This window comes from Saccharothrix sp. NRRL B-16314, assembly GCF_000716595.1.
GTDB lineage: Bacteria > Actinomycetota > Actinomycetes > Mycobacteriales > Pseudonocardiaceae > Actinosynnema.
This window is the reverse complement of the sequence record NZ_JNXC01000001.1, coordinates 595,160-617,906: the sequence shown is the minus strand read 5'-3', so window position 1 is coordinate 617,906 and position 22,747 is coordinate 595,160. Positions and strand designations below refer to the sequence as shown.

The 22,747-nt window shown below is 71.8% G+C and carries 22 protein-coding genes and 3 tRNA genes; 14 read left to right on the top strand and 11 right to left on the bottom strand.

All coding sequences use genetic code 11. From position 1 onward, the window contains the following. Position 1 precedes the first annotated feature (1 nt). Positions 2-607, bottom strand: a complete 606-nt coding sequence (locus tag OQ02_RS44690; protein WP_081915341.1) for a TFIIB-type zinc ribbon-containing protein — start codon at positions 605-607, stop codon at positions 2-4. Positions 608-680: 73 nt separating this feature from the next. Here OQ02_RS44690 and OQ02_RS03010 point away from each other — a divergent pair, with 73 nt between their 5' ends. After that, positions 681-2,627 (top strand): NACHT domain-containing protein, encoded by a 1,947-nt coding sequence (locus OQ02_RS03010; RefSeq protein WP_231499846.1) that lies wholly within the window; start codon positions 681-683, stop codon positions 2,625-2,627. On the opposite strand, the gene OQ02_RS03005 is transcribed toward OQ02_RS03010, so the two are convergent. Beyond that, complete coding sequence (locus OQ02_RS03005; RefSeq protein WP_033436578.1) at positions 2,616-3,788, bottom strand: pyridoxal phosphate-dependent aminotransferase; 1,173 nt, start codon at positions 3,786-3,788, stop codon at positions 2,616-2,618. The genes OQ02_RS03010 and OQ02_RS03005 overlap by 12 nt on opposite strands. Before the next feature lie 29 nt (positions 3,789-3,817). Here OQ02_RS03005 and OQ02_RS03000 point away from each other — a divergent pair, with 29 nt between their 5' ends. Continuing rightward, complete coding sequence (locus OQ02_RS03000) at positions 3,818-5,074, top strand: DUF445 domain-containing protein (protein WP_051771584.1); 1,257 nt, start codon at positions 3,818-3,820, stop codon at positions 5,072-5,074. Positions 5,075-5,138: 64 nt separating this feature from the next. On the opposite strand, the gene OQ02_RS02995 is transcribed toward OQ02_RS03000, so the two are convergent. Beyond that, positions 5,139-5,675, bottom strand: a complete 537-nt coding sequence (locus OQ02_RS02995) for a CGNR zinc finger domain-containing protein (RefSeq protein WP_081915340.1) — start codon at positions 5,673-5,675, stop codon at positions 5,139-5,141. Positions 5,676-5,827: 152 nt separating this feature from the next. Here OQ02_RS02995 and OQ02_RS02990 point away from each other — a divergent pair, with 152 nt between their 5' ends. From OQ02_RS02990 to OQ02_RS02955, 8 genes are all read left to right on the top strand, one after another. Further along, positions 5,828-6,352 carry a PadR family transcriptional regulator gene (locus OQ02_RS02990; RefSeq protein WP_033436575.1) on the top strand — a complete coding sequence of 175 codons (525 nt, stop codon included), beginning with the start codon at positions 5,828-5,830 and terminating at the stop codon, positions 6,350-6,352. Continuing rightward, a complete protein-coding gene (locus tag OQ02_RS02985) occupies positions 6,349-7,155 on the top strand; it encodes an ABC transporter ATP-binding protein (RefSeq protein WP_231499845.1) in 807 nt (268 codons plus the stop codon). The genes OQ02_RS02990 and OQ02_RS02985 overlap by 4 nt, the downstream gene beginning before the upstream one ends. Then, positions 7,152-9,470: an FtsX-like permease family protein gene (locus tag OQ02_RS02980; RefSeq protein WP_033436574.1), complete on the top strand. Its 2,319-nt coding sequence runs from the start codon at positions 7,152-7,154 to the stop codon at positions 9,468-9,470. Before OQ02_RS02985 ends, OQ02_RS02980 begins: the two co-directional genes overlap by 4 nt. Positions 9,471-9,594: 124 nt before the next feature. After that, positions 9,595-11,775 carry an FtsX-like permease family protein gene (locus tag OQ02_RS02975; RefSeq protein ID WP_033436573.1) on the top strand — a complete coding sequence of 727 codons (2,181 nt, stop codon included), beginning with the start codon at positions 9,595-9,597 and terminating at the stop codon, positions 11,773-11,775. An 88-nt stretch (positions 11,776-11,863) separates the two neighbouring features. Then, a complete protein-coding gene (locus tag OQ02_RS02970; RefSeq protein WP_033436572.1) occupies positions 11,864-12,409 on the top strand; it encodes an RNA polymerase sigma factor in 546 nt (181 codons plus the stop codon). Then, positions 12,406-12,828, top strand: coding sequence for a hypothetical protein (locus OQ02_RS02965; protein ID WP_033436571.1), 423 nt, complete (start codon positions 12,406-12,408; stop codon positions 12,826-12,828). The genes OQ02_RS02970 and OQ02_RS02965 overlap by 4 nt, the downstream gene beginning before the upstream one ends. Continuing rightward, a complete protein-coding gene (locus tag OQ02_RS02960; RefSeq protein WP_033436570.1) occupies positions 12,825-14,381 on the top strand; it encodes a CHAT domain-containing protein in 1,557 nt (518 codons plus the stop codon). Before OQ02_RS02965 ends, OQ02_RS02960 begins: the two co-directional genes overlap by 4 nt. Positions 14,382-14,694: 313 nt before the next feature. Next, entirely contained in the window at positions 14,695-15,633 is a 939-nt protein-coding gene (locus tag OQ02_RS02955; protein ID WP_033436569.1) for a hypothetical protein, read from the top strand. An 808-nt stretch (positions 15,634-16,441) separates the two neighbouring features. On the opposite strand, the gene yczR is transcribed toward OQ02_RS02955, so the two are convergent. Then, positions 16,442-17,902 (bottom strand): MocR-like transcription factor YczR, encoded by a 1,461-nt coding sequence (gene yczR / locus OQ02_RS02950; RefSeq protein ID WP_033436568.1) that lies wholly within the window; start codon positions 17,900-17,902, stop codon positions 16,442-16,444. Between the two features lie 61 nt (positions 17,903-17,963). Between yczR and yczE the strand changes: the two genes are divergently transcribed. Continuing rightward, on the top strand, positions 17,964-18,593 hold the full coding sequence (yczE, locus tag OQ02_RS02945) for a membrane protein YczE (RefSeq protein WP_033436567.1): 630 nt from the start codon (positions 17,964-17,966) through the stop codon (positions 18,591-18,593). Here the strand turns inward: yczE and OQ02_RS02940 are convergent. Further along, the gene (locus tag OQ02_RS02940) at positions 18,562-19,095 is read right to left on the bottom strand and encodes a Clp protease N-terminal domain-containing protein (RefSeq protein ID WP_051771583.1); all 534 of its coding nucleotides are present in this window, start codon (positions 19,093-19,095) and stop codon (positions 18,562-18,564) included. The genes yczE and OQ02_RS02940 overlap by 32 nt on opposite strands. Next, positions 19,092-19,304 carry a hypothetical protein gene (locus tag OQ02_RS02935; protein ID WP_033436566.1) on the bottom strand — a complete coding sequence of 71 codons (213 nt, stop codon included), beginning with the start codon at positions 19,302-19,304 and terminating at the stop codon, positions 19,092-19,094. Before OQ02_RS02935 ends, OQ02_RS02940 begins: the two co-directional genes overlap by 4 nt. Before the next feature lie 65 nt (positions 19,305-19,369). Between OQ02_RS02935 and OQ02_RS02930 the strand changes: the two genes are divergently transcribed. After that, the gene (locus tag OQ02_RS02930; RefSeq protein WP_033436565.1) at positions 19,370-20,173 is read left to right on the top strand and encodes a protein phosphatase 2C domain-containing protein; all 804 of its coding nucleotides are present in this window, start codon (positions 19,370-19,372) and stop codon (positions 20,171-20,173) included. Between the two features lie 42 nt (positions 20,174-20,215). On the opposite strand, the gene OQ02_RS02925 is transcribed toward OQ02_RS02930, so the two are convergent. The 4 genes from OQ02_RS02925 to OQ02_RS02910 form a co-directional block, all read right to left on the bottom strand. Beyond that, positions 20,216-20,292 (bottom strand) — tRNA-Phe (locus OQ02_RS02925). Positions 20,293-20,327: 35 nt separating this feature from the next. Then, positions 20,328-20,401: transfer RNA gene (locus OQ02_RS02920), tRNA-Asp, on the bottom strand. Between the two features lie 41 nt (positions 20,402-20,442). After that, positions 20,443-20,515, bottom strand: a tRNA-Glu gene (locus OQ02_RS02915). A gap of 198 nt (positions 20,516-20,713) precedes the next feature. Further along, positions 20,714-20,959, bottom strand: a complete 246-nt coding sequence (locus tag OQ02_RS02910; RefSeq protein WP_033436564.1) for a hypothetical protein — start codon at positions 20,957-20,959, stop codon at positions 20,714-20,716. 164 nt (positions 20,960-21,123) lie between these two features. Here OQ02_RS02910 and OQ02_RS44685 point away from each other — a divergent pair, with 164 nt between their 5' ends. Continuing rightward, positions 21,124-21,678: a hypothetical protein gene (locus OQ02_RS44685; RefSeq protein WP_033436563.1), complete on the top strand. Its 555-nt coding sequence runs from the start codon at positions 21,124-21,126 to the stop codon at positions 21,676-21,678. Positions 21,679-22,018: 340 nt separating this feature from the next. Beyond that, positions 22,019-22,258 (top strand): hypothetical protein, encoded by a 240-nt coding sequence (locus OQ02_RS02900; RefSeq protein WP_231499844.1) that lies wholly within the window; start codon positions 22,019-22,021, stop codon positions 22,256-22,258. Between the two features lie 183 nt (positions 22,259-22,441). On the opposite strand, the gene OQ02_RS02895 is transcribed toward OQ02_RS02900, so the two are convergent. Continuing rightward, positions 22,442-22,645: a cold-shock protein gene (locus tag OQ02_RS02895; RefSeq protein WP_015105489.1), complete on the bottom strand. Its 204-nt coding sequence runs from the start codon at positions 22,643-22,645 to the stop codon at positions 22,442-22,444. Positions 22,646-22,747: the final 102 nt, after the last annotated feature.

The window sequence follows — 22,747 nt, the reverse complement described above, 5'->3', positions numbered from 1 at the left end:
TTCAGTCGAGCAGTTCCTCCAGGAAGCTGCGTCGACGGCGCTGGGGGTGCTGGTAGTCGTAGTACCCGGGCGGGTACGCGGGCGGCGGGGCGGGCGCGGTGCCGGGTGGCGGTTGGTACGGGGGTGGCGCACCGCCGGGCAGGCCGCCGGGCAGCGGGGTGCCGGGCGGCGGCTGGTAGGGCGGCGGCGGACCGGCCGGCTCGACCATCGGCACGGGCATCGCCGGCGGGGGTGCTGGTGCGGCCGGCGCGGGTGTCGCCGGTGCGGGTGCGGCCGGAACGGCGGGCGGCTGCTCGCCGTCCACGGGCTCGGCGGCCTCGACCGGCACCTGACCCTCGACCGGCGCGTGCACGGTCTGGTCCTGCGCCACCGGGACCGCGACCGGAACGGCGGGCACCGGCACAAGGGGCACGGGAACGGGTGCGGGGAGCGGCAGGGGGACGCCTTCCGGCCGGTACGGCTGCGCGTAGTGCGCGCGCTCGGCGGCGATGATCTGTTCCAACTCGCCACCGTCCAAAAAAACGCCCTTGCAGTTCTCGCACTGCTCGATGTGCACGGAACCGCGGCTGATGGTCTGCATCAGGTCCTGGCATTTCGGACAGATCACATCTCCGAGGGTACGCACGACACAGGGGTGACCGTGTCACCACCATCAGTCACAGGTCAGTCATGATGCGTTGGTGTCCAGATTCCGCCAGCGGGCCGTGCTCACCGGGTGCGTGCTGGCCGCCGTGCTCGCCGCGGCCGGCCTGTTCGTCACCGACTACGGCATCGCACCCGAACTGTGGCTGACCGGCCTGGCCCTCGGTTTCCTGGTGCTGCTCGCCGCGCTGGACCCGTGGTTGCACCGCAAGCGCGCCGCGGGTCTGGCCACCGACGACAACCTCGACGCCGCCACGAACGCCCTCGCCAACGCCCTGCACGCGCAGTGGAACGAGGAGTGCCGCGCCCGCGGCCTGCACGACAACCTCCTCGACGTGCACTGGAGCGCCCTGCAAGGCGGTCACGGCGACGGCGGCCCCGGCCACAGCGACGCGGTCGTCCGCGCGTTCCAGCGCAGCCCCCGCCTGGTGTTCCTGGGCGAACCCGGCGCGGGCAAGAGCACCACGGCCATGCTCCTCACCATGGGCCTGCTGGACCGCCGGGCGGACGGGCCGGTGCCGTTCCTGCTCCCCCTGTCCACCTGGGACCCGAACGCGGAGGACGTCCGCACCTGGATGACCCGGCGGCTCTACGAGGACCACCCGGCCCTGCGCAACACCGAGCTGTACGGCAGCTACGCCGGTGACCTGCTGGTCGAGCAGCGCCGCGTGTTCCCGGTGCTGGACGGCCTCGACCAGATCCCGGCCGAGCGCCGCGCCGACGCGCTGGACCGCATCAACCGCGCGTTCCCCGGCGCGCACCCGCTGGTGCTCACCAGCCGCACGGACGAGTTCGCCGAGGCGGGCGTCCCGGTGCAGGGCGCGCAGGTCGTGCAGCTCCAGCCGCTGGACCACGAGGAGGTCGCGGGCTACCTGCGGGCGGTGTCGGACCCGGTGACCGCGGCCCGCTGGGAGCCGATCTTCCTGCACCTGCGCGACGAGCCGGACGGCCGGCTGGCCGAGGCGCTGTCCACGCCGCTCTCGCTGTGGCTGGCGGGCATCGTCTACGGCTACGGCGAGCCGAGCGAACTGCTGGACCGCGGCCGGTTCCCGGATCGCCGCGCGGTCGAGGACCACCTGGTGGACCGGCTGGTCAGCAGCGCGTTCGGCGACCGCGGCATCGCGCACCAGGCCCGTGCGAGCCAGGTCTGGCCGCGCGACAAGGCCACCCGCTGGCTCGCGTTCCTGGCGGTCGCGATGCGCCGGCGCGGTGTGCTCGAACTGGGCTGGTGGGAGCTGCGCCGGTCGGTCGGCGCGGTGTGGCTGGCACTGCTCGGCGCGGTCGTGCTCGGCGCCATCGGCGGGCTCGGCGTCGCCTGGCTGATGGCGTACGCGAGCACGCCGAAGCTGGCCCCGGTCACCGGTCTGGCCGCCGGGCTCGCGGTGGCCGTGGCCGCGCTGCACGCGTCGGGCAACAACCGCGTGCCGAAGCCCCGGCTGGGCGTGTGGCGCAGCCTCCTCGTGGTCAGCGGCGTGCTGGGCACGGCGGCAGGCCTGGTGTTCGGCGCGCTGTACGGGCTGTCCGCGGGCCTGGTCGTCGGGCTGGGCATCGCGGTGGCGGTGGCGCTGCGGTTCACGCTGGCCAGCACCGCCGAGCTGAGCCACCCGTCCAGTCCTCAGTGGACGATGACGCAGGACCGGATCGCGGTGTGGACCGGGTCGCTGGTGCTGGCCGTGGTGTTCGGCGCCGCCGCCGGACTGGTGTTCGGGCCGACCCAGTCGGGCATGGTCGGTCTCGGCCTGGCGTCCGGGCTGATGCTCGGCTTCACCCTGTCCGTGCTGCACCTGCGCTGGTGGTGGTTCACCGTGGCGCGGATCTGGCTGGCGCTGCGCGGCAAGCTGCCGTGGGAGCTGATGGTGTTCCTGGAGGACGCGCGCAAGCTCGGCGTGCTGCGCCAGGCGGGCGCCGCCTACCAGTTCCGGCACGCCTTGGTGCAGGACCGGCTCGCGGGCGCCCGCCCGTCGGAGGTCAAGTCAGACGCTTAGCTTCCGCAGCCTGCTGATCGCCTCGTCCAGCACCTCGTCCCGCTTGCAGAACGCGAACCGCACCAGGTGCCGCCACTCGTCGGGGTGATCGGTGAACACCTGCACCGGCACGCCCGCGACGCCGATCCGCTCGGGCAGCTCCCGGCACAGCTGCGCGCCGTCGGTGAAGCCGAGCGGGCGGACGTCCGCGGTGATGAAGTACGTGCCCTCGCTCGGCCGCACCGAGAACCCGGCCCGGGTCAGCCCGTCGGACAGCCGCGACCGCTTGTCCTGCAACGACGTGCGCAGGTCGTCCACCCAGTCCAGCTCGTTGCGCAACGCGTGCGCGACGGCGGGCTGGAACGGCGCCCCGCCCACGAAGGTCAGGAACTGCTTGGCCGCGCGCACCGCGCCGACCAGCTCCGCCGGGCCGCACACCCAGCCGATCTTCCAGCCCGTGCAGTTGAACGACTTGCCCGCGCCGGAGATGGTGACGGTCCGCTCCGCCATGCCCGGGAACGTCGCCAGCGGCACGTGCGTGAGGCCGTCGAACACCAGGTGCTCGTACACCTCGTCGGTGATCGCCACGATGTCGTGCTCGACGCACAGCGCGGCGACGGCGGCCAGTTCCACGTAGTTGAGCACGGTCCCGGTCGGGTTGTGCGGCGAGTTGAGCAGCAACGCCCTGGTCCGCGGCCCGATGGCGGCGCGCAGCGCGTCGACGTCCAGCCCGAGCCGCCCGGTGCCCGGCTCCTCGACCAGGCCGACGGTCCGCCGCGTCGCACCGGCGAGCGCCACGGACGCCGCGTACGAGTCGTAGTAGGGCTCGATGAGCACGACCTCGTCACCGGGCTCCACCAACGCGAGCAACGAGGCCGCGATGGCTTCGGTGGCGCCGACCGTGACGAGGATCTCGGTGTCCGGGTCGTAGTGCGTGCCGTAGCGCGCCCGGTGCTCGGAGATCGCGTGGCGCAGCTCCGGCATGCCCGGACCGGGCGGGTACTGGTTGAGCCCGGCGTCGATCGAAGCCTTGGCCACCTCCAGCATTCCCACCGGGCCGTCGGTGTCCGGGAAGCCCTGCCCGAGGTTCACCGCCCCGGTCCGGTTCGCCAACGCGGTCATCTCCGCGAAGATCGTCGAGGTGAACGGCCGCATCCTGGGGACTAGCGCTGGTACCCGCACAAGCCCGAATCTTCACGGACAATGGCGGCGTGGAGCAACTGACCGCCGCTGACCAGCTCAAGCGCCAGGGCTTGCGCCGGATGAAACTCGTGGCCACCGGCTTCTTCCTGGCCGCGACGGTGATCTTCGTCGTGGCACTGCTGTTCGAGGACGACGGCCCGGCGTGGGTCGGGTACGTCCGCGCCGCGGCCGAGGCGGGCATGGTCGGCGCACTGGCCGACTGGTTCGCCGTGACCGCCCTCTTCCGCAGGCCACTGGGCTTGCCGATCCCGCACACGGCGATCATCCCGACCCGCAAGGACACCTTCGGCGACGCGCTCGGGTCGTTCGTCGGGACGAACTTCCTGTCGGAGGCGGTGGTGCGGGACAAGCTCCGGCGGGTCGGCATCGGCCGGCGCCTCGGCGAGTGGGTCGCCGACCCTGATCACGCCGAACGGGTGACGTCCGAGCTGGCCAACGTCGTGCGGGGCGCGGTCACCGTCCTCCGGGACGACGACGTGCAGGCCGTGGTCGAGCACGCGCTCGTGCGGCGGTTGGTCGACCAGCCGTGGGGTCCGCCGCTGGGCAAGCTGCTCGGGCAGGTCCTCACCGACGGCGCGCACCACAAGCTGGTGGACCTGATCTGCGACCGGGCGTACGACTGGGTCCGGGACAACTACGACAAGGTCATGGGCGTGGTGTCGGACCGGGCGCCGTCGTGGTCGCCGAAGTTCGTGGACTCGCTGCTCGGCGACAAGGTGTACGGCGAGCTGATGGACTTCGCGTGGGCGGTGAAGACCGACCCCAACCACCCGATGCGACTGGCGGTGGACCAGTTCCTGATCGAGTTCGCGGGCGACCTGCGGACCGACCCGGCGACGATGCAGCGGGCCGAGCAGGTCAAGCAGCAGCTCGTGGAGCACCCGGACGTGCAGCGGCTCATCGGGTCGGCCTGGGGCACGGCGAAGAAGATGCTGCTCGACGCGGCCGAGGACCCGTCGTCGGAGCTGCGCAAGCGGGTCCGCGAGGGGCTGATGTCGTTCGGCCGCCGGATGGTGGAGGACGAGTCGATGCGCGCGAAGGTCGACGGGTGGCTCGAGGGCGCGGCGGGGTACGTGGTGACCAACTACCGGGACGAGATCACCACGCTGATCACCGACACGGTCGAGCGCTGGGACGCCGAGGAGACGTCGCGCAAGATCGAGCTCCAGGTGGGCCGCGACCTCCAGTTCATCCGCATCAACGGCACGGTCGTCGGCGCGCTCGCGGGCCTGGTGATCTACACCGTCGCCCAACTGGTCACCTGACCCCCGCGCGAGTCCTACGTCCAGAACACCCGTGTCCTACGTTCAGGACACCCGAATTCAACGCTCAGGACACGCTGAGGGCGCGCCGCTCCCGCCAGTTGCGCGCCTTCTCCCGGTTGCCGCACGTCTGCATCGAGCACCAGGTGCGCGAGCGGTTGCGCGAACGGTCGAAGAACGCCCACCGGCAGTCGTCCGCCTGACAGATCTTGAACCGCTCCCACGACCCGAGGACCGCCAGCCGCGCCGCCGCGCCGAGCACCGCGCCGAGGGCGTCGGTGCTGGACATCGTCGGCACGCCGTGGCTGAGGTCGACGCGGACGAGGCCCGCGGCGGGAGTGGGATCGGGTCCGTCGTGGCGTTCACCCAGCGAGGCTCGCAGCGACGCGCGGGCGGCTCGGACTTCGACCGGATCACCCGCGCGGCCGAGGCCGCGTTCGGTGACCCAGGCGCGCCAGGCGGCGGCGCTGTCCAGGACGTCCGTGCCGAGTTCGAGATCCCGGGTGTTCAGGAAAGCGAGCAGCAGCTCCACATCGTGTTCCGCATCGCCGGCTCGACCCTGCGTGAAAGCCGCGTGGTCCCAGCCGGCCGCCAGACCAGTCACCCCTCCACTGTAGGCGTCGAAAGGTCGCGATGTGGCGAAGTAACCGTCGAACGATTATCACCGGTTAGCCCAATTGTCGGACCGGACGACCACCCGCACTGCGCCGTTCGAGCTATGAATGCTGTGTATACCCGGTGTGTATAGTCCCCCGCATGTCGATCGGACACACCCTGCTGGGCCTGCTCGAAAAGGGCCCGAGCCACGGTTACGACCTGAAGAGGGCCTACGACGAGCGCTTCGGCCATGACCGGCCGCTGCACTACGGGCAGGTCTACACCACGCTCTCGCGCCTGCTCCGCAACGGCCTCGTCGAGGAGGCGGGAGTCGAGTCGGGCGACGGTCCGGAACGCAAGCGGTACGCGATCACGGACGCCGGCGTGACGGACGTGGAGCACTGGCTGGGCACGCCGGAGAAACCGGAGCCCTACCTCCAGAACACGCTCTACGCGAAGGTCGTGCTGGCCCTGCTGTCCGGCCGCAGCGCGGACGAGGTGCTCGACGTCCAGCGCGCCGCCCACCTGGTCTCGATGCGCGAGCTGACCAAGCGCAAGGCCAACGGCGACCTCGCCGACCAGCTGATCTGCGACCACGCCCTGTTCCACCTCGAGGCGGACCTGCGCTGGCTGGAACTCACCGCCGCACGCCTCGGCCGGTTGAAGCGGGCGGTGACCCGATGAGCGACACGGCACCCGACACGACTCCCGACTCGGCACCCGACGTGGCGGCCGACATCACACCGACGGAACCGCACACGACACCCGTCTTGACACCTCACCCCGCACCCGCACCCGCACCCGCACCCGCGAGAACGCTGCTGGAGGCCGTAGGCCTGCACAAGTCGTTCGGCCCGACGCCCGCGCTGGACGGCGCCGGCCTGAGCGTGCGACCGGGCGAAGTGGTGGCCGTGATGGGCCCGTCCGGCTCGGGCAAGTCGACCCTGCTGCACTGCCTGGCCGGCATCCTCACCCCCGACAAGGGCACGGTCCGCTACCGCGACGTCGAGCTGAGCGCGATGGGCGACGGCCCGCGCAGCGAGTTGCGGCGCACCGACTTCGGCTTCGTGTTCCAGTTCGGCCAGCTGGTGCCCGAGCTGACCTGCCTGGAGAACGTCGCCCTCCCGCTCCGGCTCGGTTCGGTGAAGCGCAAGGAGGCCGAGTCGCGGGCCCGCGAGTGGCTGGAACGGCTGGAGGTCGCCGATGTCGCGGACAAGCGCCCCGGCGAGACGTCCGGCGGCCAGGGCCAGCGGGTCGCGGTCGCACGCGCCCTCGTGACCGGACCGCGCGTGGTGTTCGCCGACGAGCCGACGGGCGCGCTGGACTCGCTCAACGGCGAGCGCGTGATGCAGCTGCTGGTGACCGCCGCGCGGGAGACGAACGCCGCGGTCGTCCTCGTGACGCACGAACCGCGCGTGGCCGCGTACTCCGACCGCGAGGTCGTCGTGCGCGACGGCCGTTCCCGCGAGATGGAGCCGATCACGTGAGGCAGTGGGTTTCCGACCTCGCGCTCGGCGTCCGGCTGGCCCTCGGCGGCGGTCGCACGTCGTGGGTCCGGCTCGCGCTGACGGGCGCGGGCATCGGCATCGGGGTCGCCGTGCTGCTGACCGCGGCGTCGGTGCCGACGGTGCTGTCCGAACGCGCCGAGCGGGAGGCCTTGGGCGCGCAGGTCACCGGCGGCACGGCCGACGCGGAGAAGGCGTCCGGCGACGTCCTGTACTCGACGATGTGGTTCACCGCGTACCGCGGCGAGTCGGTCACCGGCTACTTCGTGAAGGGCAGCGGCCCGGACGCACCCGTGCCGCCGGGCATGTCGAGGGTGCCCGGCGACGGCGAGTTGTTCGCGTCGCCCGCGCTGCGCGCGCTGCTGGAGTCGCCGGAAGGCGGGCTGCTGCGCGAGCGGTTCCCGCAGCGGGTGGTCGGCACGATCGGGCAGATCGGCCTCAACGCGCCGAACGACCTGCTGTTCTACGCCGGTGACGCGACCGTCAAGGAGGACGCCGAGACCGCCGTCGTGAGGTTCGGCGGGCAGGTGCACGAACGCACGCTCGACCCGCTGCTGACCTTGCTGATCATGGTGGGCGTGGTCGCGCTGCTGTTCCCGGTGCTGGTGTTCGTCGGGATCAGCACCCGGTTGGCCGGCGCCGAGCGGGACCGCAGGCTGGCGGCGTTGCGGCTGGTCGGCGCGGGGGCGTTGCGGGTGCGGCGGATCGCCGCGGGCGAGTCGCTGCTCGGCGCGTTCGTCGGGCTGGCGGTGGGCACGGTGCTGTTCTTCGTGGCACGGCAGTTCGTGGAGGACGTGCGGTTGCTGGGGCTCAGCGTGTTCATGAGCGACCTGACCCCGTCGCTGCCGTTCGCGGTCGTGATCGCCGTGCTGGTGCCGGTCATGGCGGTGGTGACGTCGGTGGTGGCGATGCGCCACACCGTGATCGAGCCGCTGGGCGTGGTGCGGCGGGCGAAGCCGGTGCGGCGGGTGCTGTGGTGGCGGTTGGTGCCGCCCGTCGTCGGCGTGGTGGCGTTGATCAGCCAGTCCGGCACGCTCGGCGGCCCGCAGAACAACGCGTCCGAGACGGTCGTGATCGGCGGCATCCTGATGCTGCTGCTGAGCATCCCCGTCCTGCTGCCGTGGGTGGTGGAGCACGCGGTGGGCCGGCTGCGCGGCGGCGCGCCGTCGTGGCAGCTGGCGATCCGCAGGCTCCAGCTGGAAAGCGGCACGGCGGCCCGCGTGGTCGGTGGCGTCGCGGTGGTCCTGGCGGGCGGCATCGCCCTCCAGTCGATCATGGCCAGCGCGGCGAGCCAGGTCGAGGACCGGCCGCAGCGCCCGGCGGACCACAGCCGGATCGTGATCGACATGAGGGAGGCGACGACCGAGGTGGCCGCTCGGACGGTGGACCTGCTGGAGCGGTCGACGGGCGTCGAGCAGGTGCACACCATGCGCGACCTCGTGTTCACGGGCGCGTCGGAGCAGTTCGACCTGGCGAGGGTCGGCACCTGCGAAGCCCTGAGGGCGCAGGCGGTCCTGCCGAGCTGCCAGGACGGCGACTCGTTCTACGTCGAGCACCGCTCCGCCTACGCCGGCGGACCCGCGCCGTTCAAACCGGGGCAGAAGGTCACGGTGAACCCGAAGCAGGACGCGGACGGCGGGCAGAGCGGTCCACAGTGGACGATCCCGCAGTACACCGTGGTCACCGCGCCCGACGACTCGCTCGGCTACCGGCCGGGTCTGCTCCTCACCCCGTCCTTGGCGCGGGACCTGCCCCTCGCCGCCGGTCGCGCCACCTTCCACGTGATGGTCGACCCGGACGTCCCGGACGTCGCCGAGCACGTCCGCAACGCGGTGGCGTCGATGACCTGGCGCACCTACACCTCCTACTTCGGGGAGGCCGAGGTCGCCCAGCGGGTGAAGGAGTTCCAGGGCATCCGCCGCGGCCTGCTCGCGGGTTCGCTGATCACGCTGCTGTTCGCGGGCGCCAGCCTGCTGGTGCTGGCCCTGGAGCAGGTCCGGGAACGCCGGCGGCCACTGGCCGTGCTGGCCGCGAGCGGCGTGCCGAGAGGAGCGCTGAGCAGGTCCCTGCTGTGGCAGAACGCGGTGCCGCTGCTGCTCGCGCTCGTCGTCGCCGTGGGAGTGGGCGGAAGTCTGACGGTCCTGCTGCTGAAGGTCATCTCCCAACCCGTCGTCCTCGACTGGCCGGGGATCGCCCTGCTCAGCGGTGCCGCGGCACTGTTGGTCGTGGCGGTGACGGTGCTCTCCCTGCCGTCCCTGCGGCGGGCCACCGGCGCCCTCGGCCTGCGTTCCGAGTAACTCGCTCGGTACGCCGAAGCCACGTCGACGCCCCCTGCCGCGTCTCTTCAGTTGTGATCGCACAACAGCACCATCCCCACCACGTCGCCCGCAGGGGCGACCGGAGCACTCAGGACGCGCTCCGATGAGGTGGACCGCCGACCTGGTCCTCGGCATCCGGCTGGCCGTCGGGGGCAGCCGGACGTCCTGGGCCAGGTTGGCGCTCACCGCCGCCGGCGTGGGCCTCGGCGTCACCGTCCTGCTCCTCGCCGCGTCCATCGGCCCGGCCCGCGAGGCCAAGTCCGAACGCGTCCAAGCGGCGACCGTCACGTCCGCCAACGCGGCACCCACCCTCAGAGCGCGCCACGTCAGCGTCTCCTGGCAAGGCCGCCTGATCACCGGCGTCGAACTGGCCGCCACCACACCCAGCGCGCCCGCACCACCCGGCGTCGGCCGCATCCCCGGACCGGGCGAACTGGTCGTCTCCCCCGAACTGCTCCACCTGATGCGCACCGACGACTCGGTGCGCGCCCGCTTCCCGGAGAGCGTCGTCGGCGTCATCGCGGACGCCGGCCTGCCCCGGCCGAAATCCCTGATCTTCTACGCGGGCCTGCCCGACGCCCACCTCGACAGCGCCCACCCGGCCACCGGCTTCGGCGGCGACCGGCCCCGGTCGACGCTCCTGCCGATCTACCGGCTGCTGATGGTCGCCGCGATCGGGGCGCTCCTCGTGCCGCTGGGCATCTTCGTCCTGGTCGCCACCCGCCTGGGTGCCACCGGCCGGGCCCAGCGCCTGGCCGCGATCCGGCTGGTCGGCGCGTCCCGCAACCAGATCCGCTGGATCGCGAGCGGCGAGACGTTGACGGGCGCCGTGCTCGGGCTGCTCGTCGGCGTGGCGCTGTTCTTCGCGGCCCGGCCGCTGGCCAGGTTCATCGAAGTCGAAGGGGTCGGGTTCTTCCCGACCGACCTGCTGCCGGACCCCGCGCTCGGCGCGCTGATCGCGTTGGGCGTGCCGGTGGTCGCCGTGGTGTCGGCCCTGCTCGCCCTGCGCACCGAGGACGTCGGGCCGCTCGGCCTGTCCCGCGCCGTCGAACTCCCCAAGCACCGGGTGTGGTGGCGGTTCGGGCTGATCGGCGCCGGCGCCCTGCTGATCGTGGTGATCACCGCGGTCGGCAGCTACTGGCAGGTGATGGCCGACGCGAGCCTGGCGGTCGGCCTCGGCATCGGAGTCGCGCTGGTCCTCGCCGGCACGGGCGCGGTGCTGCCGTGGCTGGTCGGCAAGGTCGCGCACGGCGTGGAACCGGACGGCATCGCCCCGCTGCTCGCCCTGCGCACCCTCCGCTTCGACGCCGGCACCCCGCGCGTGCTGGCCGGTGTCGTCGTCGTGCTCACCGGGTCGTTGACGCTCCAGGTCCTGCTCGGCGTGGCGGCCCAGTTCACCGCCGCGCCGCCGTCCGACACCCCCGGCCGCTGGGTGCTCGACCTGTCCGACCGCACCCCGGTCCGGTCGCTGGAGGAGGCGATCGCCCTGGTCGGTGGCGTGCGGCAGGTCAGCGAAGTGCGGGTGGTCCCCGACGAGGACGTCGAGATCGTCAGCACCGACTGCACGGAGATCGCCGAACGGCTGGACGTCGAGGACTGCAAGACCGGCTCCGCCTACCTGGTGGGCCCCGGCCCCGCACCCGGCACCGCGCTGACCGTCAACGGGCAGCAGTGGACCGTGCCGAAGTGGACCGTGGCGGAGCACAAGTCGGTGTACGAGGGCGTGCAAGCGCTCTTCGTCGCGGGCGGTGCCGATCCGGTGCTCGCCGCCGTCCCACCGGTCGAACTCGTCGTCCGAGGTGATCCGGACGCGTCGTTCGGCGACCGCCTGCTGGCCGCCACCGGCCGCGCGGACCGGGGCGTCACCCTGCGCCGCCCGGCCGGGCAGGTCGAGCTGTTCGAGTCCCTGCGCAGCGGCGTCATCGGCGGGTCGGTGCTGCTCACGCTGCTGGCCGTGATCGGGCTCGCGGCGGCGGCCGTCGACCAGGTCTTCGAACGCCGCCGGCCCACCGCGGTGCTGGCCGCGAACGGCGTGCCGCCGAAGGTCCTCGCGGTGTCCGCGCTGTGGCAGTCGGCGATACCGACCGCGCTCGGCATCGGACTGGCCATCCCGATCGGCCTCGGCACGGCGTGGCTCGTGGTGCCCGTGGAGCGGTTCCGCGTCGACTGGACCGAGATCGCCACCACGGTCGGCGCGGCGGCGGTCGTCGTCCTCGTGGTGACGCTGTGCACGCTGCCGGCGTTGCGCACGGCGATCCACCCGACCAGCCTGCGAACCGAATAGCGACGCGCGGAAACGATCACCGGTTCCCCCGACCACACCATCGGATGGCCCCGGTATCCCCAGGTCAGCACCGGTGCTCTCAACGAGCATGCAAGATCGGACCAACACTGAACTGCTCGCCCTCGCCCACACCGGTGACGAAGCCGCGTGGCACGAGATCGTCCGCCGGTACGTGCGCCTGGTCTGGGCGGTGCCGCGCTCGCACCGGCTGAACCCCGACGACGCGGCGGACGTCTGCCAGGCCACGTGGCTGGCGCTCGCCGAGAACCTGACCCGCATCCGCCGTCCCGAACGGCTCGGCGCGTGGCTGGTCACGACGGCGCGGCGGGAAGCGCTGACCGTGTTCCGCCTGCGCGGTCGGGAGGAGCCGCTCGACCTGTGGGAACCACCCGACGACCGGCCGACACCCGAGGACGCGGCGGTGGCCGGTGACACCGGGCCGAGGTTGTGGCGCGCGTACGCGACGCTGACCGACCGGTGCCGGGAAATCCTGCGGTTGGCGGCGTTCGCGCCGGAACTGTCGTTCACGCAGGTCGCCGAAGCGGTCGGCATCCCGGTCAACAGCCTCGGCGCGACCCGGGGCCGCTGCCTGGCCGTGCTGCGCCGGCGCATCGGCGTCGAGGTGGCCCGATGACCAGCGACCGCGAACTCCTCGACGCCCTCGCCCACCTCGTCGACAACCTCGACCCGACACCGCGAACCCTTGCCGCGCAGGCACGATCGGCGCTTCGGGAGCGCACCGGCGGTAGCGCGATGCGGCTCCTGTCCGACTCGGCGCGGGTCGATCCGCCCGGGATGCGGGGCAGGGGCAGCACCCGCACGCTGACCTTCACCGACCTCGACCTGCGGCTCGACCGCGTGCCGGCCGGCCTCCACGCCACCGGACTCGCCCGCTTCGGAACCCTCGCCGTGGCGCACTGGCTCGGCGGACGGGCGGCGACCGCGATCGACGCGGCCGGCTGGTTCCACGTCGACCGCGTGCCGTTCGGACCGGTCAGGTTCGTGCTGCGCGGTGACGGCCGTGAGCACGCCACACCGTGGTTCGTCGCATGACGCCCGACCGTTCGCTCGCCCTCGTCGGCCGGGCGGAAGCGCTGCTCAACACCGGTCTGGTGCGTGAGGCGAACGTCGTGCTGCGGCAGGCCGTCAACTTCTCCCGACTGCCCGAAGCACTCCTGCTCGCCGCACGGTGTGCGTTGCGGGACAACGACTTCATCGCCGCTCGTGCGCTGGCCATCGAAGCCGAAACCGTGTTCCGCGCGGAGAACCGCACCTCCTGGGTACCGGCCGCGCAGGCCGTGGCGTTGCGCGCGGGTGCGCCTGGATCACCGCTCGCGGTGGCCGAGGCGTGCGACCGGCACGGCCACCACGACGACGCGGCCGAACTGCGACTCGCCCACGCGCCCGCGGAAGCGGCGGCGCACCGGCACCGGGGCACCGCCCGGTCCCGGGCCATCGGCTGGCTGGCCCGCGCACGGCTCGCGGGCACCCGACGCGACGCGGTGGCCGCGTGCCGGGCCGGGTTGGCGCTGCACGACCCCGACACACACGGAGACCTGGTGGACATCGCCCTCGACCACGCCCTGACCAGCGGAGACGCCCGATCCGCGTGGCGGTGGGGCGAACGCCGCACGGTGCGCCCACCGGACGCCCCGCCCGACCTCGCCAAGGTGCGGGCCGAACTGCGCCTGGCGAGGGTGCGGCGCGACCGGGACCGGATCGCGCGGTTGGAACGCGAGATCCGCGTGCTGTCCCACGTGCCGCGCACGGCCCGGCGACCGGCCGTTCCGCTGGCCGACGTCGTGGATTCGCTGGGGGACAAGGCTTTGCTGCACTTCATCAGCCACCGCGGCCGGTTGCTGGCGGTGTCCGTGGCAGCGGGCCGGGTCAGGCTGCACGACTTCGGCGACGCCCGGACCGCGGGCAGGCACGTCCGGTCGCTGTCGCTCGCCGAGGCGCCGCACGCGGTCGCCGACCTCGACCGCCTCCTGCGGCCGGCGGGTGATCGGCCACTGGTGATCGTGCCGAGCCCCGAGCTGGAACGCATGCCGTGGGCCGCCCTGCCGTCCGCCGCCGGGAGGGCGCTGTCGGTGGCGCCGTCGGCGAGCTGCTGGCACCGGGCGAGCACCCGACCGCTGGCCCTCGCGAGTCGCCTCTGGGTCGCCGGGCCGAGCCTGCTGCACGCGCACCGGGAGGTGGAGGCGCTGAGGAGGACGCACGGCGGCCGGTCCTGTTCCACAGTGGACGAGGCGTTGCGCGAGATGGCCCACGTGGACGTCGCGCACTTCGCCGCGCACGGCGTGCGGCAGGACGACCCGTTCTCGTACCTCCAGCTGGACGACGGGCCGTTGGACGGGAACGACCTCGACGGCTTGACGCGCGTGCCGTCGGTCGTGGTGCTCTCGGCGTGCGAGTCCGGGTTGGCCCGAGTGCTGCTGAGGCGCGGCGCGCGGGTGGTCGTCGAGAGCGTCCGCGCCGTGCCGGACGACCGGGTGGTGGACCTGATGGTCGACTTGCACGCCAACCTGGCGAACCCGGCGCAAGCGCTTGCGGACGCGCAGGCCCGGCATGGGGATCTCGGCTTCGTGTGCGTGGGCGCGGGATGAGCCGTGGCACTCGACCGGACGACACCCCAATGGACTAGTGCCACCGCCGATGCCGAAACCGCTGCTCAGACGTCCACTGCGGACAGGAGGTCCGCGTCCACAAGGGACTTTGGCGGACGTCGTCCGGTGCGGTGGCACGACGGACGGTGTTCACCGGCGGGGGTGGCAACCCGGACAGCCGCACCGCACCGCCCTTCCGAGTGGGTTCCGGCGCAGAACGTTCGAAAATTCGGTTACCAGTGCTAGACATAGCAGAACGTCGACCTCGAACGGTCCGTCCCGTTCGCCGTACCCGGAACGGTGGTGATCCGCAGTGGCTGTCTCCGACGCGGTGCGCCGCAGTGGGTCGGCGCTGCTCCGGGCGCTCGCCGTCGGCGGGTTGGCCACGGCGGCCTGGCTCGCTTGCGCCGGGCTCGCGTCGGCCGGCGAGGACCACCCGGACGAGATCGCGGCGAAGCTCGACGCGGTGAACGTGGCGCTCGGCGAGCAGCAGGCGGCCACCGCCGACGTGCCGCTCGCCGACGTGCTCCCGCTCGGCGTCCCCGCCTTGGACGTGCTGCTCGAACGCCCGTTAGAACGACCGCTGGTCGTGGACGAGCGCCCGTTCGAAGTCCGGGTCACGTCCTTGCTGGGCGAGGTTCCGACTGACAACCCGGGCGCTGTGTACCTGGGTTCGCCGTACTCGTCCCCGTACGCGTCGCCGTACGCGGACCCACCGTCCGACGATCCGTACGAGGACGAGTACACCCACCCCGGCTACACGTCCGGGAGCAGCAACTACAGCCACTCGGGTTCGGTGTCGAACACCATGCCCGCCCCGCTGTACGAGGCGAAGGTGGCGACGAAGGCGGCGGCTCGGGCAGCAGCTGCCGCGCCGCCACCCGCAGTCGCACCACAGCCGGCACCTCCGGCCCCGACGGCCGTGCGCGTAACCGCACTGGCCGGCTCGGACGTGCCGACCACATCGGCATCACAGGCTTCCCGGACCGCGTCGAACGCGGACGTGGTCTGGGAGTCGCCGAACCCCGGTGCCCCCGCACCCACCCCGAACCAGGCGCCGGCGCCCAGCGCGCCGACGGCGTCGTCGTCATCGAGCGGTGCGGACAGCGGTGGTGGTCACCGCGGTGGCCTCATCGCGTCGTTCAGCAGCCAGTCCGACCTGAAGCCGTTGGCAGCGTGGTCGACCGAGCGGCGGGACGGTGGGCGGTCTCCAGGCAGTGTCCCCGGGCTGCCCAGCACGTCACCCGACTGAGCACGACAGGACCCGTGTGCCCTGAGCACGCGTGAAAACGGTCGTTGCCGGTCGTATCTCGCATTCGCCTTGTCGCGCAGCCGCACAGTCGCCCAACGGCACTCGTCGCGCTGAAAGCACACCCCAGACGTCCCGTCCTGCCGACCGCGCCCTGGCAGGAACGGGCACAGGTCCCATCGCAGCGCTGCCCCCGCAGCGAAGGGACCGCACGGGAACCTGCGGCAGGGGACGCCAATCCCTGGAGCGTCCCCGCCGCAGGTCCACGTTCCACCGTCGGGTTCCGGCTCATCGAGGGGCTGCGCCGGAACCCGACGGGAATCGGAAACACAATCGGGTGCTCATCGCCGAAATATGTACGAAAACACCGTTACCGCACCTCGGTTAAACCATGAGGAGCCCCGCCAACCACCCACACACCCCCAGCCACCGTCCCCACCCACCCCACTCCCCACACCGCGCCACCCGGCCACCGCCACCACTACCGCCACTGAGCCGGCCACTTCACCCCGCATCGCAGCGGCTGACCACCTCCCCGCCAGCCATCTCCCTGCCAGCACCTCCGCCGGCCACTCCCTGCCAGCCATCTCCGCTGGCCACCTCCCCGCCAGTCACCTCCGCTGGCCACCTCCCCGCTCGCGACTCCCGCCGGACACTCCCGCCGGACACTCCTGCCGGACACTTCCGCCGGTCACCGCCCTGCCGGACACCGCCCCGCCAGTCAGCGGAAAGCTGTGCCGGACAAGGGAAAGCTGTGCCGGAGACGGGATGCGGGGCGGGGTGTAGTGGGGTGGGGTTGCAGATGAGGTGGTCAGGCGACAGGGACGGTGGCGTCGGCCTCGCCCGCCAGTCCGGTTCCCGCCACCGACGCCGCCACCAGGCCGAGCCGGCGGGCGGCGTCGCGGAGGACGTCCGGGGGTTGGACGAACGGCAAGCGCAGCCAGCGTTCGAAGCCGCCGTGCGCGCCGAAGCGCGAGCCGGGCGCCAAGCGGATGCCGTGGTTCTGGGCGACGACCGCGATGCGGGTGCTCACCGGCGCGTCCAGTTCGCACCACACGCTGAGCCCACCGGCGGGGGTGCGGAAGCGCCAAGCGGGGCAGTGTTCGCGCAAGCCCTCGATCAGCACGTCGCGTTGGGCCGCGAGTTGGGTGCGGCGTTCGCGTAGCGCCGGTTCGGGGTCCGCCAGCATCTCCGCCAGCACCAGTTGCTCCACCACCGCCGAGCCCAAGTCCAGCGCCGTGCGCGTGGAGATCAGGCGGTGGACTACTTCGGGGGTGGCGCGGATCCAGCCGATCCTCAGGCCACCCCAATGGGATTTGCTGGCCGAGCCCAACGTCACGACCAGGTCTTCGGCGAACGACGCCATCGGGGGCGGGCCGTCCAGCGGGTCGCCGTCCAAGTCCAGTTCGACGACGGTCTCGTCCACCACCAGCGGGGTGCGGGCGCGGCGGGCGATGTCGGCCAGTTCGGCTCGCCCCTCGGTGTCCAGGCGGTGGGCGGTGGGGTTGTGGAAGTCGACCACGACGTACGCCATGCGCGGTGCGGCTTGGCGGAGGGCCGCCGCGATGCCGGGCAGGTCCCAACCGGTGTCCGTCATCGCCACGGGAACGGGGATGGCCGACACGGCCTTGATCGCGTCCAGGGCGTTGGGGTAGCTGGGCTGCTCGACGAGCACCCGATCGCCCGGACCGGTCAGCAGGCGCAGTGCCAGCGCGAGGGCGTGCTGCGCGCCGCTGGTGATCACGATCTGGTTCGGTGACGTCGGCAGCCCACGCGCCACATACCGGTCCGCGATACGTTTCCGCAGCTCAGGAAGCCCGTGCTCGTAGTAGCCGTGATCCGCCAAGTGTTCCGGCAGGGACAGTCGCACCTGGTCGAACGCCGCCAGCAGACCCGGCAGCGCGGGCGGCGCGGCGCGGGCGAAGTCGACCATGCTCTGCCCCACCAACGGGGTGTCCGGGATCATCCCCAACGCCCCGGTCGGCAGGCTGATCCACGACCCCGCCCCGCGCCGACTCGCGACCAGCCCCTCCTCCCGCAGCTGGTCCAGCGCGGCCGTGATCATGGTGCGGCTCACCGGCAGCACCTCTGCCAGCTCACGTTCCGCCGGCAACCGCGTGCCCGCGGGCAGGCGGCCGTCCAGCACGAGCATCCGGACCGCGGCGGCCAAGTCGGCCGAGCCGTGACGCGTGCCACGACGACGCCACTCGCCGAGCAATCGGGCCAGGCGGAAACCGGATATACGTCCACCTGGTGGGACGTTGGGATTCATAAGGCCAATTATTGCCGATTGGCTCTGGAATACAAGGCCAATCGCGACGAAGGATGGCCACATGCTCGCCGCACTCACCCAGGTCCCGGTCACCGTCTCGCCGCTTCGCCGCGTCCCCCAGCTGCTCGCCGGGCTCTGGCTCTACGGCGCGAGCATGGCGCTCCAGATCCGCGCCACCCTCGGCCTCGACCCGTGGGACGTGCTGCACGAGGGCCTGACCAAGATCACCGGCCTGTCCTTCGGCACGATCACCGCCCTCGTCGGCGTCGTGGTCCTGCTCTGCTGGATCCCGCTCAGGCAGAGACCCGGCGTCGGCACGGTCAGCAACGTGATCGTCATCGGCGTCGCGGTGGACGTCAGCCTGGCCATCCTGCCGAACCCGGCCGAACTCCTGCCGCGCATCCTCTTCCTCACCGCCGGCATCGTGCTGAACGGCCTGGCTGCCGCCGTCTACATCGGAGCCCGCCTCGGCCCCGGCCCGCGCGACGGCCTGACGACCGGGTTCTGCGCGCGGACCGGGACCTCGTTGCGCCTGGTCAGGACCGTCGTGGAACTGACGGTGCTGGTGATCGGCTGGCTCCTCGGCGGCACGATCGGCGTGGGCACCGTCCTCTACGCCGTCACGATCGGCCCGCTGACCCAGGCGTTCCTCCCCCTGGTCACCTGGGTGAGCGGGCGACCCGCTTCCTGACCTCCGCGTAACTCACCCCGCGCGCCTCCAACACCTCGGCCACCAACCCGCGCGCGGCCAGCAGCGCCAGCAACAGGTGCTCCTGGCCGAGCGTGCCGTGGCCGAGGTCGCGCGCCTCGACCAGGCTGCGCTCCAACGTCTTCTTCGCCGCCGACGTGAACGGCAGGTGGTTGCCGAAGAACCGCCGCCGACGCCGGGGCGCACCGGCCAGCGCACCTTCCCCGTACGACCGTTCGACCGAGGCCACGATCTGGTCCACGTCGATGCCGAGCCGGCGCAACGCCTCGGTGTCGGCTTCGCTGAGCCCGCCCTTGCGCCGGGCCGCCGCGAACGCTTCGACGACCTCGTCGCGCGGCAGCGAGAAGTCCGCCAGCACGGGCGCGTCGAGCAGCGCCAACGCCAGGTGCTCGGGCCCGATCTCGGGCGCGTCGAGCTGTTCGGCCTGCACCACCGCCTCGTGGACGGTCTGCCGCGCGGCCCTGGTGAACCGTTCCCCGATCATCGGTCTCCCCCGTGCTTCTTGTGGACGGCCTGCCGGGTGACCCCGAGCTCGGCCGCGATCTCCTGCCAGGACCAACCGCGTGCGCGGGCGTTGCGCACCTGCACGGCTTCGAGCGTTTCCAGCAGTCGGCGCAGCGCGCTCACCGCTCGCAGCCCGACCCTGGGGTCTTGGTCGCCCGCCGCCGAGGCGAGCTGGGTTGCCTCCGTCATGTCGTCAACCTTGGTTGACAGGAGCGACTTTGTCAACCCAGGTTGACGCACTACGCTCGACGTCGATGCCGGAGATCACCACCGCCGAACGGCCCGGAGTGGGCCGGGACGGCCTGCCGCGCCCCACCGAGGACCGCATCGTCCGACTGCCGAACGCCGTGGTCCTGCTGGACGGCGCCACCTCACCGACCCCGCGCGAACGGGACGGCGGCTGGCATTCGCGGCACCTGGCCCTGGAACTCGCCGGGGAACCGGCCGGGAAAGTGGCCGACGACGCGGCCGGAGAAGTGGTCGGCGTTCGGGGCCGCCTGGACGGTGACCTCTCCGACCACCTCGCCCGAGCCATCGAACGCCTCGCCCGTCACCACGGCCTGACCCCCGGAGATTCCCCGTCGAGCACGGTCGCGATCACGCGCTGGACCGACACCGCGGTGGACGTCCTGGTGCTCGCCGACAGCCCGGTGGTGGTGTTCACCGACGCCGGCCCGGAGGTCGTCGCGGACAACCGCCTGCGTGACCTGCGCGGCAAGGTCGACCGGATCACCGACTGGCGCAACCGCGAGCACGGCTGGTGGGTGGCCGAAGCGGATCCCGCCGCCGCGCACCGGGCCGTCCGGGCGAGTTGGCCGCGTGACCGGGTGCGCGCGGTCCTCATGGCGACCGACGGCGTGTCCTGCGGCGTGGACGACTACGACTTGTTCGAGAACTGGAAAATCGTGCTGGACATCACATCCGAGAATGGTCCGGAAGCGGTCTTGGACCGGATTCGCGCGGCGGAAGTGGAAGACGTCGATCGGCAGAAGTGGCCGCGGCCGAAAGTCCACGACGACCAGGCGCTGGCCGTCATCCGATTTTCTGTGGAGAAATGAGAAAAGCCCCCCGCTGGTGCGAGGGGCTTTCTCGAACAGGTCTGGTGGCCAGGGGCGGGGTCGAACCGCCGACCTACCGCTTTTCAGGCGGTCGCTCGTACCAACTGAGCTACCTGGCCAGGTAGCGGCTCGACCAACCGGCCGAACTGCCTTGCGACCCAGACGGGACTCGAACCCGCGACCTTCGCCGTGACAGGGCGACGCGCTAACCAACTGCGCCACTGGGCCTTGCTTACTGCTTCTCACCGTACTCGACTAACTGTACTACGTGCCCCCAACGGGATTCGAACCCGCGCTACCGCCTTGAAAGGGCGGGGTCCTAGGCCGCTAGACGATGGGGACCTAGTTCCTCCGGCAGCCCTTGGGCCACCATCTTCCCAGGCCCTCCACGCTGTCCGGTGGAAGCATCGTAAGCATAGGGCACGAGTGTCCACACCTCCAAAACGGGGGTGGAACAAGTTGTTGACCTGCGATTCCACCGCGCTCGCGGCTGCGTCGGCCCCTCCCGGACGCGCGGGGAGGGGCCGACGGCCGCACGTCCTACCGCTGCACGGGCGGCGCGCCCCCGTCCTCGCCCGGTGACAACCCGAGCATGTCGAGCAGCAACCGGCAGTCCTCGGCACTGGTAGCACCGCGAGCCACCGAGAGCCTGGCCCGGTGCACCTGCTCGTCCGAGATCCGCGATGGCTCACCTGTCCGCTGGGTCGGCACCCCACCGCCGCCCGGCCTGGACATCGTGTCGTCCTGGTTCCACAGGAACTGACGCATTTCTAGGGACCCGCTCATGACGCCTCCCCGACTTGAGGTTGGCGCGAGGCTAAGCGAGCCTGTCGGATCGCCGCAGCCCCCCGCAGAGTGATTCAGGGGCGACGGAGCGTCACTTTCCGTGTAGGCCAGTCGGTGTCAAGCGTCCCGTGATGTGCTTGACGCGAACGAGGAGGGTGCAACCCATGACCGAACCGGTACCGGGGCAGACGCCGGAACCCGCGGTGACGGATGCCGTGACCGCCACCCCGCCCGCGGCTGAGCAGCAGCCAACCGAGACGCCCGAGACGTCCGAGAGGCCCGAGGCGCGCCGGACGGACGCGACGGGCGAGACGGACGCGATGGACGAGACGGGCGCTGCGGCCACCGGACCCGACTCTGCGAACTCCGCGACTGCGGGGGTCGAGCCGACGGAGTCGACGTCAACAGAGTCAACGCCGGCTGCGCCCGGAGGGGTGGCACCCGAAGCAGTAGGACCCGAAGCGGCGGTGTCCGAAGCGGCGCAGTCCGAAGCGGCTGGAGCCGAAGCGGGAGCGGGCGCCGGGGCTGTGCCGCCGAACCCGCAGGAGTTGTTCGGCAGCCTCTCGTTGTCCGCGATCGAGGCGGACATCGACCGGCTGATGAACGACAAGATGAGCCAGCTCGACGGGATGCTCGCGGGCTTGGAGGACCTGGTGCAGCGGCTCGAGGGCGAGATCACGAACCTGGAGCCCCCGCCCGACGCTCCCACTACCCCCTAGGGGTATCACCGCCGGCGCGGCCCGAAGGCCCACATCGGGGCCGGGTACGGGTTTCCGCCATCTGCTACCTGAAGATTTCGGCCCAACCCACTCCCCAGTCCCACCTGCGCGTGCAACAATCCGAATTGCTGACACACCCCCGGTCAGCGCCTGTGGAGATCCCCTCCGGCCCCCGCGTTCCTCCCCCTGGCGCGGGGGCCTCTCCATGCACACATCTGTGACCCAAGCCACAGTTTGGGTGACTCCGCAATCCAACCGTTATCGTGGCGCGGTGCCTCTTGGATCCCTTGGGCGGTCGAAGTCCGGCCGCCACCGCCCGTCCGATCGTGAAGACGAAGTCGTGCCCGCCGACGACGAGCTGGAGTCGTACCTCGCGGCCCTCGCGCCGGAGTCGACCGACGCGGAGACGACCGCCGGCACCAGCTTCGGCAACGCGCAGGTCTACCAGCTCCGCCTCCAGTTGATGGCGAACGAGCAGCTGAAGGAACTGGCCGCCGAGCGGCAGACGTCCCCGCAGGCGCTGGCCACCGAGTGGGTCATGCAGCGACTGGAGTGGGAAGCCCGCCAGCGCGGCTTCTGAGCCGACCACGCAGACAGGCCCCCGACCATCCCGGTCGGGGGCCTGCGTCGTGCTGGAACGTTGTGCTTGGAGCGTTGTGCTTGGAGCGTTGTGCTTGGAGCGTCGTGCTGAACGGCCATGCGGAACGGCCGTGCCGAACGTCGTCAGTGCGCGGACGTGGTGGAGCTGGAACGATCGCCGCGATCAGACCTTGCGCACGTTCTGGGCCTGCGGACCCTTGGTGCCCTGACCGATCTCGAACTCGACCCGCTGGTTCTCCTCCAGGGTGCGGAATCCCTGGCCCTGGATCTCCGAGTAGTGCACGAAGACGTCCGGCCCGCCGTTCTCCTGCGCGATGAAGCCGAAGCCCTTTTCGGAGTTGAACCACTTGACAGTGCCCAGTGCCATGTACCTGCCTCCATCGCAGGGAAGCTTGGGGCTGCACCGTGCAGCCCCGGCCGTCCCGGGGCGTTTTCCCCCACCAACCGAAGCGGAGGCGGCACGCCCGCG

Bases quoted from the DNA above. Each gene is read 5' to 3' on its own strand.
- OQ02_RS02910 (WP_033436564.1), bottom strand. From the start codon at position 20,959: ATGAGCGGGTCCCTAGAAATGCGTCAGTTCCTGTGGAACCAGGACGAC.
- yczE (WP_033436567.1), top strand. From the start codon at position 17,964: ATGCTCGCCGCACTCACCCAGGTCCCGGTCACCGTCTCGCCGCTTCGC.
- yczR (WP_033436568.1), bottom strand. From the start codon at position 17,902: ATGAATCCCAACGTCCCACCAGGTGGACGTATATCCGGTTTCCGCCTG.
- OQ02_RS02930 (WP_033436565.1), top strand. From the start codon at position 19,370: ATGCCGGAGATCACCACCGCCGAACGGCCCGGAGTGGGCCGGGACGGC.
- OQ02_RS02935 (WP_033436566.1), bottom strand. From the start codon at position 19,304: ATGACGGAGGCAACCCAGCTCGCCTCGGCGGCGGGCGACCAAGACCCC.
- OQ02_RS02965 (WP_033436571.1), top strand. From the start codon at position 12,406: ATGACCAGCGACCGCGAACTCCTCGACGCCCTCGCCCACCTCGTCGAC.
- OQ02_RS02960 (WP_033436570.1), top strand. From the start codon at position 12,825: ATGACGCCCGACCGTTCGCTCGCCCTCGTCGGCCGGGCGGAAGCGCTG.
- OQ02_RS02895 (WP_015105489.1), bottom strand. From the start codon at position 22,645: ATGGCACTGGGCACTGTCAAGTGGTTCAACTCCGAAAAGGGCTTCGGC.
- OQ02_RS02975 (WP_033436573.1), top strand. From the start codon at position 9,595: ATGAGGTGGACCGCCGACCTGGTCCTCGGCATCCGGCTGGCCGTCGGG.
- OQ02_RS02940 (WP_051771583.1), bottom strand. From the start codon at position 19,095: ATGATCGGGGAACGGTTCACCAGGGCCGCGCGGCAGACCGTCCACGAG.
- OQ02_RS02990 (WP_033436575.1), top strand. From the start codon at position 5,828: ATGTCGATCGGACACACCCTGCTGGGCCTGCTCGAAAAGGGCCCGAGC.
- OQ02_RS02985 (WP_231499845.1), top strand. From the start codon at position 6,349: ATGAGCGACACGGCACCCGACACGACTCCCGACTCGGCACCCGACGTG.
- OQ02_RS02970 (WP_033436572.1), top strand. From the start codon at position 11,864: ATGCAAGATCGGACCAACACTGAACTGCTCGCCCTCGCCCACACCGGT.
- OQ02_RS44685 (WP_033436563.1), top strand. From the start codon at position 21,124: ATGACCGAACCGGTACCGGGGCAGACGCCGGAACCCGCGGTGACGGAT.